13 protein-coding genes are annotated in these 11,847 nt (G+C 38.3%); 9 read left to right on the top strand and 4 right to left on the bottom strand.

The features are described from left to right. Nucleotides 1–878: endonuclease/exonuclease/phosphatase family protein (locus E1176_RS13095; protein WP_155211084.1), on the top strand; the 878-nt coding region annotated here is incomplete at its 5' end. On the opposite strand, the gene E1176_RS13090 is transcribed toward E1176_RS13095, so the two are convergent. Next, entirely contained in the window at nucleotides 864–1,664 is an 801-nt protein-coding gene (locus E1176_RS13090; protein WP_155211083.1) for an aminotransferase class IV, read from the bottom strand. The genes E1176_RS13095 and E1176_RS13090 overlap by 15 nt on opposite strands. 167 nt (nucleotides 1,665–1,831) lie before the next feature. On the opposite strand from E1176_RS13090, the gene sdaAB reads away from it, so the two are divergent. The 8 genes from sdaAB to E1176_RS13055 all read left to right on the top strand — a co-directional run bounded on the left by sdaAB (nucleotide 1,832) and on the right by E1176_RS13055 (nucleotide 8,611). Continuing rightward, entirely contained in the window at nucleotides 1,832–2,509 is a 678-nt protein-coding gene (gene sdaAB, locus E1176_RS13085) for an L-serine ammonia-lyase, iron-sulfur-dependent subunit beta (RefSeq protein WP_155211082.1), read from the top strand. A gap of 17 nt (nucleotides 2,510–2,526) precedes the next feature. Next, complete coding sequence (locus E1176_RS13080; protein ID WP_155211081.1) at nucleotides 2,527–3,849, top strand: TolC family protein; 1,323 nt, start codon at nucleotides 2,527–2,529, stop codon at nucleotides 3,847–3,849. 3 nt (nucleotides 3,850–3,852) lie between these two features. Continuing rightward, nucleotides 3,853–4,953: an efflux RND transporter periplasmic adaptor subunit gene (locus E1176_RS13075; protein ID WP_343030535.1), complete on the top strand. Its 1,101-nt coding sequence runs from the start codon at nucleotides 3,853–3,855 to the stop codon at nucleotides 4,951–4,953. Continuing rightward, complete coding sequence (locus E1176_RS21365; RefSeq protein ID WP_343030534.1) at nucleotides 4,877–5,260, top strand: hypothetical protein; 384 nt, start codon at nucleotides 4,877–4,879, stop codon at nucleotides 5,258–5,260. The genes E1176_RS13075 and E1176_RS21365 overlap by 77 nt, the downstream gene beginning before the upstream one ends. A 77-nt stretch (nucleotides 5,261–5,337) precedes the next feature. Further along, nucleotides 5,338–6,114 (top strand): glycosyltransferase family 2 protein, encoded by a 777-nt coding sequence (locus E1176_RS13070; protein ID WP_155211080.1) that lies wholly within the window; start codon nucleotides 5,338–5,340, stop codon nucleotides 6,112–6,114. A gap of 12 nt (nucleotides 6,115–6,126) precedes the next feature. Then, a complete protein-coding gene (locus E1176_RS13065) occupies nucleotides 6,127–6,939 on the top strand; it encodes a glycosyltransferase family 2 protein (protein WP_246206049.1) in 813 nt (270 codons plus the stop codon). After that, on the top strand, nucleotides 6,936–7,628 hold the full coding sequence (locus tag E1176_RS13060; protein WP_155211078.1) for a class I SAM-dependent methyltransferase: 693 nt from the start codon (nucleotides 6,936–6,938) through the stop codon (nucleotides 7,626–7,628). Before E1176_RS13065 ends, E1176_RS13060 begins: the two co-directional genes overlap by 4 nt. A 2-nt stretch (nucleotides 7,629–7,630) precedes the next feature. Continuing rightward, nucleotides 7,631–8,611, top strand: coding sequence for a glycosyltransferase (locus tag E1176_RS13055; protein WP_155211077.1), 981 nt, complete (start codon nucleotides 7,631–7,633; stop codon nucleotides 8,609–8,611). 8 nt (nucleotides 8,612–8,619) lie between these two features. Here the strand turns inward: E1176_RS13055 and E1176_RS13050 are convergent, their stop codons facing one another. From E1176_RS13050 to E1176_RS13040, 3 genes are all read right to left on the bottom strand, one after another. After that, nucleotides 8,620–9,186 (bottom strand): Maf family nucleotide pyrophosphatase, encoded by a 567-nt coding sequence (locus E1176_RS13050; protein WP_155211076.1) that lies wholly within the window; start codon nucleotides 9,184–9,186, stop codon nucleotides 8,620–8,622. Beyond that, nucleotides 9,152–10,459: a DUF1015 domain-containing protein gene (locus tag E1176_RS13045; RefSeq protein ID WP_155211075.1), complete on the bottom strand. Its 1,308-nt coding sequence runs from the start codon at nucleotides 10,457–10,459 to the stop codon at nucleotides 9,152–9,154. Before E1176_RS13045 ends, E1176_RS13050 begins: the two co-directional genes overlap by 35 nt. A gap of 2 nt (nucleotides 10,460–10,461) precedes the next feature. Continuing rightward, a partial coding sequence (locus E1176_RS13040) for an acetyl-CoA carboxylase biotin carboxylase subunit (RefSeq protein WP_155211074.1) occupies nucleotides 10,462–11,847 on the bottom strand: 1,386 nt, incomplete at its 5' end.

Raw genomic sequence — 11,847 nt, 5'->3', positions numbered from 1 at the left:
ATATAGTATTCATAGTCATCATAGCATCGGTATCTACTTACCAGGCTACACTTATATTGCCCTATACCATTTTTAACTCAACAGAAATTAAGACTGCCAGCGATAAGAGTAAACACGATATCAAGCTTTTAGTTTCTAATGTGTATCAACCTAATGATAATTATCAGGAGCTACTTAAGCTGATAGAGGAAGAAGATCCTGACGTTGTGTTTTTAGTGGAAACTAATGAACGATGGAAGCAAAATGTAGCCTCCCTGGAAGATCGATTTGCTTACACGCTTATGGAGCCACTAGATAACATGTATGGCTTGTTATTCTACAGCAAATTTGCTCTGAAGGATGCCGAAGTGAGGCATATGGTAAAAGATGACATCCCCTCTGTAAAAGCAAAATTAGTACTGGAATCCGGGCTTGAAGTACAATTTTATGGCATGCATCCTGAGCCACCGAGCCCTACTGAGAACTATCGCTCAACAGAGCGAGATGCTGAATTATATTTACTTGGCAAAGAAATTAGAGATAGTGAAAATGTGCCAATCATCGTGGCAGGTGACCTTAATGATGTGGCCTGGTCTAAAAGTACACGCATCTTTCAAAAGATCAGTGGATTATTAGACCCGAGAAAGGGGCGGGGCTTTTTCAATACATTTCATGCAAAATATCCGATCAGATGGCCTTTAGATCATTTTTTTGTGAGTGACCATTTTCAGTTGGTAGATATACAGGTGCATCGAAAGATTGGCTCAGACCACTTCCCAATATCTATAGCTATAAGTTACTCTAGCGTAAATAACAATGAAGATGTAGAAAACACTGACTCTGAAGAAAAAGAAGAAGCTGAGAGACAAATTGAAAAGGCAGAATCAGAGAGTCAATAAAGGATCTTGTGCCAACGATGTGTCAAACCTGACATGATCGATTTGGGAAATAAATCTTATGCCGCCACTATTGGTGGTAAATACACAATCTGCACCTTCAATAGATTTAGGTTCAGTCAATACTTCCTTTATTTTCCTTTTGTCTTTTTTCAGCTTTTCGATAATAACCCTCCGAGCCACACCATCTAAACAACCACTTGAAATAGGGGGAGTGTAGAATATATCGTCTTTAACCCAAAACACGTTAGAAGAAGTACTCTCACAGATTTTTCTTTGACCATTTAAAACTATAAGTTCATCTAAGCCGCGCTCTTGTTTCTCATGCATAGCCATCACATAAGGGAGAGCATTAAGCGTCTTTATCTGTGAGATAGCAGAATAATGGAACGCAACAGTTTCAGCAAATCCTGCTTTGTCTATTACTCTACTTTTATTTTTAAAGGGTCTAGAGACAACTAAAAAATTACATGCCTGAGTGTTGAAGGAATACCCTGAAGCATCGGAATTCTTTCTCCATACAATTATCTTTACAGTAGCATCTACATGTTTATTGACCTCTACTAATTGAGCGATTTTTGAAGAGACTTCCTCACGCTTGAATGGTAAATTAAGACTTAATAGTTTTGCGCCAAATTGAAGTCTGTCTAAGTGATAATTGAGATGTCTGGGTGCATAATTTCTGATCGCGATGGTTTCAAATAAACCATCACCATATTGAAACGCTCTATCATTGCTATCAATGGTGAAAGGTTCATTGACCAATTCATTGTTTAAGAGTATTTGCATAAGGTATCAATTAAGTCCAAAATCTCAATTCTGGTGAAATGACCGTAAAAATTTTAAACTTAATCACCCAATTTGAGGCTTCAAGTAGAAAAACAACCATTTACAATTATTAGTACTTAGTGCACGTAAAATTATGATTAATATTGAAACTGTAAATTATAAAAACCATGGCAGAGAAGAGTAGTGTATTCGATATGATAGGTCCCGTGATGATCGGGCCATCAAGTTCGCATACCGCAGGAGTTGTGCGAATAGCGCGTGCTGCCATAAGAGTTTTAGGTGGCCAACCAGAGAAAGCTATAATTACCTTTTACAATTCGTTTGCTCGCACCTATGAAGGGCATGGCAGCGACAAAGCGATTATAGCTGGCCTGTTAGATTTTAAAACTGATGATGAGCGCATAAGAAAATCATTTGATTTCGCAGAAGAAAGAGGGCTGGAATACACCTTTAAATCTGTTGGAAATGCCTCAGTGCTTCACCCCAATTCTATAAAGCTAAATTTAGAAAAAGGCGGTAAAAAAGTAGAGATCATCGGTGAGAGTAAAGGTGGGGGTGTGATAAACATCGCTGAAATCGATGGTTTCAGTGCAAATTTCTCCTCAAGCCTTCATACACTTATTCTTAAAGCAGAGGATAAAAAAGGTAGTATTGCCTACATCGCTAATATTTTGTCGCATGATGACTGCAACATAGCTACCATGTCAGTTTCCCGAAAGGGTAAAAACGACATCGCTTGTCAGGTGATTGAGATGGATAGTGGCCTTAAGCCTGTAACAATTGAGTACATGAAGAGTCTAAGTTGGATACAGGACGTAATTTATATACCAGATATTGATTTATAAAACCGATTAATTATTCTATGAATAAGATAAAGTTACTTGTTGTTTGCTTGCTTTTAAGCTCCTTCAGTTACGCCCAGGAAACGAACGAATGGACGCTTCAGGAGTGTATTGATTATGCCTTAAAAAACAATATAAGTGTTAAAAGGTCAGATCTTAGTGTGGTTCAAAACCAGGCTGCCTACAACCAAAGTAAAGCCGATTTGCTTCCTTCACTAAATGCGAGAGCAACTCATGCCTATAATTTTGGTCAAAACGTAAATCCTGTAACCAACCTAATTACCGACTTAGACTCAAGGACAAATACGTTCGGCCTAAGTGCAAACGTTACATTATTTAATGGTTTTGCTAATTACAATACCATTAAACAGAATAGTTTCTTAGTCGATGCGTCTGTTTCAGATTTAGTTCAAGCAAGAAATGACTTAGGCTTAAACGTAGCGCAGGCATACCTTCAGGTAATATTTAACAAAGAGCTTCTTGAAGCTGCGAAGCTTCAGTTGGCAACGGCAAAAGAGCAAAACAGAAGAACAAAAGTTTTAGTCGAAAATGGTGCTTTAGCTTTAGCAGATGAACTGCAAACTGAAGCTCAAGAAGCCATAAATGAAACTCAGGTTATAAATAGACAGAATGATTTAAATATCGCCAGGCTACAATTGATGCAATTATTGCAGTTACCTTATGACCCTAACTTTTCGATTGTGACCCCAGACATCGAACCTGAGAATTTGGAGCCAGTGCAACTGAGCTCTGATGAAGTTTACGAACAAGCATTGACTACTCAGCCGATTGTAAAGGCAGCTGAGTTGAGGATCGAAGCCAGTGAGTTAGGCCTATCAGCAGCAAAGGGGAGTAGACTACCCTCAATTACAGCATTTCTTGGGGTGGACACTCGATTTAATAATCAGAATGATGCGTTTGGTTTCTCTGAACAGCTAGATAATAATTTGGGTCAAAATATTGGTTTCAACCTCAATATTCCAATATTTAACAATTTTCAGGTACGACAGGCAGTGCAAGTGGCCAGAATAAATACTGATAGGGCAGAACTAAATGATCTTGAAACGAGAAATAATCTTAGACAGCAGGTTGAACAAGCATATTTAAATGCTGAAGCAGCATTACAAACTTATCGCAGTAATGAAAGGCAGGTAGAGTCAACGAAGTTACTCTTTGATAATTTAACAAAACAGAAAGAAGCAGGTGCTGCGAATATCACAGACTTGACTGTTGCTCAAAACAATTATAATCAAGCACTTTCTGATTTTATCAGAGCAAAATACGATTACATATTCAAACTCAAAATTTTAGATTTTTATCAAGGCAAACCTTTAGATTTTTAAACAATGGCAAAAAAGAAAAAGTCAAATAAATGGTTATACTACCTAATTGCAGCTGTAGTAATTCTTATTGTTTTCATCGCAGTTGGTAAATCAGCCGGCTGGATAGGTAAACCTAAAGAAATAGAAGTTGAGTTAGCTGAGGTAAAGAAAGTATCTATTACAGAAAAGGTAAGTGCTTCTGGCATGGTTCAGCCAGTGGTTGAAGTAAAGTTAAGTCCGGAAGTATCTGGTGAGCTTATCGAACTGAATATCGAAGAGGGCGACCCTGTAACTGAAGGGCAGATATTAGCCAAAGTAAGACCAGATAATTTTGTAGCTGCAGTCGAGCAATCAAGAGCATCTCTTAATCAGCAAAAAGCCAATTTAGCATCTTCAAGAGCTTCATTAGCCAGAGCTGAAGCTACATTTACGCGTGCTAAGCAAGATTATGAAAGACAAGAGAAGCTGTATAAAGAAAAAGTAATTTCTGATGCGGACTGGCAATTGGCGCAGCAAAACTATGCTGTAGCTCAAAACGATTTAAAATCAGCGAAAGAGTCTGTTGAAGCTGCAAAATATATTGTAAAGAGTAGTGAAGCTTCACTTTCTCAGCAGCAGGAAAACTTAAGAAGAACCACCGTAACAGCACCTATGAGTGGCACCATTTCTAAGCTTAATGTTGAGCAGGGAGAAACGGTATTAGGTACACAGCAGTTTCAGGGTACAGAAATCATGAGAATCGCTGATCTCAACCAAATGGAAGTAAGAGTTGATGTTAATGAAAACGACATCATTCGGGTTTCTGTTGGTGATACCGCAATTATTGATGTGGATTCATACTCTCACTTAGAGAAAGAATTTAAAGGGTTGGTAACAGCTATCGCTAATACAGCTAACGATAAAGTCTCAGCAGATGCTGTTACAGAATTTGAAGTGAGAATAAGAATTCTTAATTCGTCCTACGCTGATTTAGTTGAAGAAGGTAATAAATATCCTTTCAGACCAGGCATGACTGCCAGTGTGGATGTTATTACAAAGAGAAAGGATAATGTTTTATCAGTACCGCTGTCAGCCGTTACTACTCGTAATTCCAAACAAGAAAAAATTTGGAAAGAGCAACGATGACGAAGATGGTGAAGAATCTGAAGAAACAGAAAATGCTGTAGCTGCAACACCGGTAGATCAGGAAACAAAGGAAGTAGTGTTTATTGATGACAATGGCTCTGCTAAGATGGTAGAAGTAAAAACCGGCATCAGCGATTACGAAAATATCGAGATACTTGAAGGGCTTACTATTAGTGACCGTGTAGTTTCAGGCCCTTTCTTGGTGGTCTCAAAGCGCTTAGAAGATGGAGATGCGATATCATCTAAAGATAAAAAGGAAAATAAGAAAGAAGAACCCCTCGAGGAAGCTCAGGCTTCAGAAGAGTAGTCTATCATTCTAATCCATAAGAAAATGCCCTTATATTTGTAAGGGCATTTTTTATTTATATCCAATTACTACCCAATTTGAGTAATACAGCTGTTAAAATATCTGGGGTAATCATTACCTACAATGAAGAGAGGCATATTGAAGCTTGCATTAAATCTATGCAGCCCGTAGTTGATGAAATTCTAGTTGTCGATTCATACAGTACAGACCAGACAAAAGAAATTAGCCAAAGTCTGGGTGTTACATTTATTGAAAATACTTTTGAAGGTCACATCGAGCAAAAGAACTTTGCCATGAAGCAGGCTAAGCATGATTTGATACTTTCTCTCGATGCTGACGAAAGAGTTTCGGATAAAATGCGAGAATCAGTATTGAAGGTTAAGCAGGAATGTATTGCTGACGGTTATGTTTTCAACAGATTTAACAATTACTGTGGCAAATGGCTAAAATACTCATGGTATCCTGATAGGAAATTAAGATTATGGAATCGCAACAAAGGTGGGTGGGGTGGCACAAACCCTCACGATAAGGTGATTTTAGATAATGGATCCAAAGTGGTGAAATTGAAGGGGGATCTATTGCACTATGCCTACGCAGATGTAAATGAGCACCTTGATCAGATAAGAAAGTTTTCAATAATTGCTGCTCAGGCAAAATACAAGAAAGGTAAACAGGTAAACTTTCTTTTTCATGTGCTGATCAATCCTATGTTCAAATTCAGCAGGAAATACTTTTTTAATCTCGGCTTTTTGGACGGGTATTACGGGTTTATCTTTAGTTTTATGTCTGCCTACTTAAATTTTCTTAAATATGTGAATATTTGGGAAATGCAACGCACAAAAAAAGAGGAATAACAGTTGAAGGATTTGAAAGTTAGCGTAATCATATCGACCTATAATAAAACTGACTGGCTGGAGAAAGTACTGTGGGGATATACCCATCAAGAGTACAAAAACTTTGAGTTAGTCATTGCAGATGACGGTTCCGGACCAGAAACTAAGGAATTATTAGATCAATTTGCCAACAGCACAGATTTGGATATTGTGCATGTCTGGCATGAGGACAGAGGCTTTCAAAAATCTCAAATTCTTAATAAAGCTATTGTAGCCACGTCAACAGAATATTTAATATTTTCAGATGGTGACTGCATTCCAAGAAAAGACTTTGTCAAAGTCCATGTAGATAAAGCCGAAAAGGGCTACTTTCTATCCGGTGGATATTTCAAGCTCCCCATGTCAACTAGTAAATTAGTAAGCAAAGAAGATATCATTTCTCAAAAGGTATTTGACAAAGAGTGGTTATATAATAATGGTTTGGAGAAAACATATAAAACCATGAAGCTTACTGCCTCTGGTTTTAAAGAAACATTTCTTAACAATGTCACACCAACCAAAGCCACATGGAATGGTCACAATGCCTCTGGTTGGAAAGAAGATTTGGTCTACATTAATGGCTTCAATGAAGAAATGCAATATGGCGGCCAGGATAGGGAGCTAGGTGAAAGGCTTTTTAACTATGGTATAAAATCCAAACAGATAAGATACAGTGCAATTTGTGTGCATTTAGATCACAAAAGGGGATATAAAACTCCTGAATCTATGAATAAGAATAAAGCTATAAGAAAGCACACAAGAACAAAGAATGTCATTAAAACCCCACACGGAATTAATAAATTATGAGTTTAAATTTTGATGGACCAGTTTCTTTCTCTAATCAATTATTGAGTGATCTCAAAACAAGAATTAATAGAAAGATGGGTAGCAAGAAAAAGCTACCCTGGATGTACAGCAAAGAAATTGATTTGCTTTCAGAGGCCTTAAAAAATTTAAACCCCAAACGCTGTTTAGAATGGGGTTCCGGCTTTAGTACGGTATACTTCCCGCATCTCCTCGATAAAGACTCAAGCTGGCTGGCTTTAGAGCATAATACAGAATGGTTTGAGATTGTAGATAAGTCTAACCAGAACTCACGGGTAGAGGTAGTGAATATGCCGGCAGATCAAGAACCGTACACCGACCCAAAAAAGGATGGAGCATATGATGATTTCAAAAGCTACATTGAATACCCAGAGGGTAAATTTGATTTTATTTTTATCGATGGCAGAGCACGTAAAGACTGTGTAAAAAAAGCTTTTGAGCTCATAAATGATGATGGCCTTGTAGTGCTTCATGATGCAAATCGCACACACTATTATGACCATTTTGAATTATATAAACACCAGGTTTTGTTTGACGATCATCATAAAAAATATGGTGGCGTCTGGTTGGCCAGCAAAACAATACCTATCGATAATTTCATCAATGTAGATAAGCATAAAAGAGTGTGGAAGCGACACGATGTGTTTGCAAAAATCTTTAAACCATTTTAAGGATGCACATTTGCATTGTTTTCGATAAGATTATACCGGTAGCTAAATATGGAGGTATACAGAGAATCGTTTGGTGGCTTGGTAAAGAGCTTGTAAATAAAGGTCATAAAGTAACTTATTTAGTAGGTGAGGGTAGTACTTGCCATTTTGCTGACGTAAAGTTTTACGACAAAGAACGAGATATTAGTGAACAGATTCCTGAATCGGTAGATGTAGTACATTCATATATCCCTATCAAATCTGAAGTAAAAAAACCTTATCTAATTCACATGGAGTCAAATACCAAAGATGAATTCCATGATATAAACACTGTTTTTGTTTCAAAAAAGCATGCAGAAAGGCATAGTGCACAATGTTACGTCTACAATGGACTCGACCCTGAAGACTATGGCACTCCTGATTTTAAAAAGAAGAGAAACTATGTTCACTTTTTAGCTAAAGCAGCCTGGAGAGTAAAAAATATAAAGGGTGCTATAAAGATTGCACAAAAAAGTAAATCCCATATGCACGTATTAGGTGGTACCAGGCTTAATCTTCACATGGGATTCAGATTAACGCTGGACCCTAGAATTCACTTTCACGGGATGATCGGTGGTGATGCCAAAAATAAGATATTAAATGACTCCACAGGGCTTATTTTTCCTGTAGTGTGGCATGAGCCTTTCGGTATTGCGATTACTGAGAGTATGTATTTCGGTAATCCCGTATTTAGTACGTCATACGGGTCTCTGCCGGAAATCGTAAATAATGAGTCAGGTGTTATAGCCAATAATGTGAGTGATCTGGCTGAAGCTGTTAAAAATCGGTCTGATTACAACCATAAGCAAATTCATGAAAGAGTAATGGACTGTTTCACTGTGAGCCAAATGGCAGATAAGTTTCTAAAATTGTATGAAGTGATTTTGGATGGTAAAACATTGAATGACAAAGCACCGACTTACCCCCAAGGAGAAACTAAATTTTTACATTTTGATATGAAATAAAGCTAAGCTTAAAAGGTTTGCAGTTGTCTATACAATTTCTCAATTGGTAACCCTACCACGTTAAAATAAGAGCCTTTGATTTCTGTAATCCCTATCATGCCAATCCACTCTTGTATGCCGTAGGCACCTGCCTTATCGTATGGTTCGTATTTCTCTATGTAGTATTTTATTTCTTCGTCAGAGAGAGTTTTAAAAGTCACATCAGTACAATCGTCAAAAGAAGTCTGCTTTTCACTACTAAAAAGACTAACCCCCGTGATTACCTGATGGGTCGTGTTTGAGAGCGATCTGAGCATGTTAAATGCCTCTTCTTTACTCTGTGGCTTACCTAAAATTGTATTGCCTTTCAAAACAACCGTGTCGGCCGTAATCACAATTTTTGAATTAATATCTTCATTAAAAGCCTGCGCTTTCTTTTCGGCTATGTATTTAGCCACCTCAAGAGGTTCCAGGTCATCAGGGTAAGACTCATCAACGTCTTTAGTAACTACCTCAAACTGAAAACCAGCCTCCTTTAGAAGAGCCTGGCGCCTCGGTGATTTAGAAGCAAGAATAAGGGGGAAGCTTAAATTCATCTTCTTTAATTGAGCTAAATAAGAATCCACAAATTACTTTTGGATAGAAATAGGTCGATTTCTGAGGCATGGTATAACCACTGTGACACACACGCTTTACGTCCTCCATGGAGATGTCGTTGGTGATTAATGCCATTTGAGCTTCTTTTTTTATCACTCTAGCCAGGCAATCACCAAAGCTCCGATCAAACCTAATGTTCTCTGATTTACGTTGGTCTTTTCCTTTAATCCCCAGCACTTTTTCTATCACAAAATAGTGCATGACTGTAAGATCTAATTTTTTGATTACATCAGGAAAGTTCCACTCCAAAGTATCAATCTTCTCCGGCTTAAGCCTGATTTTATATGCACGATCGTTAAACAAAACCCCAAAGGCCCATTGCTTACCCAAAATTATCTCATTGATCGTATGCGCCTCTTCAACAGGTTTAATGATAAAGTCTTCTTCCAACTTCTTCATTACCTCATTTTCATCAAAATCAGGTAAATTTTCAATAACTCTATGCGTAGGAAGAATTCTTAGGTCATCCGCCTCAGTATTTGTGAGAAACATGAGGTGATAGTTGTACCCTTCATTACCTGTATGGTTGGGATTAGCAGCTGTTTGAGTTTTGCGATGCATCAAAGACCCTTCATAGCGATGATGTCCGTCAGCTAATATGATCTTTTTATCTTCTATTAGCTTTAAAAACTTTTTAATCGTTTCGGCATCATGAATAACGCTAAGTACATCTTTAACCCCTTGGTAGTCCTCAGTTTCATAGATTGGGTTTCTCATACTCTCATCCATGTACTTCTCGAGCTCGAAGTTTGGATCGGTGTAGAGGCCATGAGTAGGACTCACATTAAGTAAAGTCTTTTCCAGCACTTCGACACGATCATTTACCGACTGAGGTATTGTGTTCTCATGTCTTAGGATCATGCTATCTTCATCATCCCAATCGTACGCTCTTATATTACAAATAAACCCCTTTCTACAATAGGTTTTAGTGCTTCCTGCTAAAGAGAAATATTGATAATAAACATAGATCCCCGGTAAAGCATCTTGCTTGATAGTGCCTTCGCGCTTCCACTTGTCAAGTAACTCTCTTGCACCTTCAAAGGCATTATTACCCCTGGGCACAGAGAGATGAATACTATTTAGCTCGTTTTGATATAATTTTTCACGTTGCTTTCTAGATACAACATCAAATAGGGGTGAGGTTAACGATTCAATATCATTGGTCAAACTTTTATCGTACCGCCACGCCCTTAGAGGTCTAATTTCAGCCATATTTAGCTATTTCTCCAGGCTCTTTTTCTCCAGTTGCTCGTACCAGACTTCACTTGTTGAGCACCTTGTTCATTAGCCTTTTTACTTTCTTTAACCATCATCGCAGATAAAACACCTGCTATTTCTAATTCTTCTTTTTTGTTTTCGCCCTCCAGCACTGAAGGTTCGAAGTATTTGTCAACGAATTTAGTATCAAACTTTCCTGAGATGAATGCCTCGTGATTAAATACGAATTTACCAAAGCCCATAGTAGTTTCAATACCAGAGATGTCGTACTCTTCAATAGCTCTTAGCATCCTCTTGATAGCTAACTCTCTGGTATCAGCAAATGTTACCAGTTTGGCTATCATCGGGTCATAATGTATCGGAATATCCATGCCTTGTTCGAAACCATCATCTACACGGACGCCCGGTCCTTGAGGTCTGTTGTAAGTCTTTAAGGTACCGATATCTGGCAGGAAGTTATTGGCCGGGTCTTCAGCATACACTCTTAATTCGATCGCATGACCGGTAAATGAAAGCTCTTCCTGAGTATATCCTAAAGCTTCCCCTTCAGCAATTCTAATTTGTTCTTTAACAAGGTCAACACCGGTTATTTCTTCTGTTACAGGATGCTCTACCTGCAGACGTGTATTCATTTCTAAAAAGTAGAAATTGAGTTTCTCATCTACAATAAATTCTACCGTACCTGCTCCATAATAATTACAGGCTTTCGCCACACCAATGGCCGCTTCACCCATAGCTTTTCTCTTCTCCTCAGTAAGTACAGCTGATGGTGCTTCCTCGATTACTTTTTGGTGTCTTCTTTGTACCGAACACTCACGGTCAAATAAGTGAACAATATTGCCATGTTGATCACCAAGTATCTGAAATTCGATGTGCTTAGGTGAGCCGATAAACTTTTCTATAAATACAGCTCCATCACCAAAAGCAGACTTAGCCTCACTTACAGCACGGTCCATCTGCTCTTCAAAATCAGCTTCCTGCTCTACAATTCGCATACCTTTACCACCACCACCGGCAGAAGCCTTTATTAATATTGGATAACCAATTTCTTTAGCTATTTTCTTAGCCGCAGGTATATCTGTTATGGCTTCCTCAGTACCCGGAACCAATGGCACATCATACTTGCCAACAGCTGCTTTAGCGGCAAGCTTACTTCCCATTACGCTTATAGCTTCAGGAGAAGGGCCGATAAATATAATCCCGTTTTCAGTTACGGTTTTGGCAAATTCAGAATTCTCTGAAAGGAATCCGTAACCCGGGTGTATGGCATCAACATCTAATTTTTTACAGACATCAATGATTTTATCAATACGCAGGTAAGATTCTGTAGAGGCCGGTGGGCCAATACAAACCGCCTCATCAGCATACCTTACGTGTAGTGC

Source organism: Fulvivirga aurantia (assembly GCF_009711475.1).
GTDB classification, from domain to species: domain Bacteria; phylum Bacteroidota; class Bacteroidia; order Cytophagales; family Cyclobacteriaceae; genus Fulvivirga; species Fulvivirga aurantia.
The sequence above is the reverse complement of the archived record's forward strand: the minus strand, read 5'-3'. Positions and strand labels throughout refer to the sequence as shown.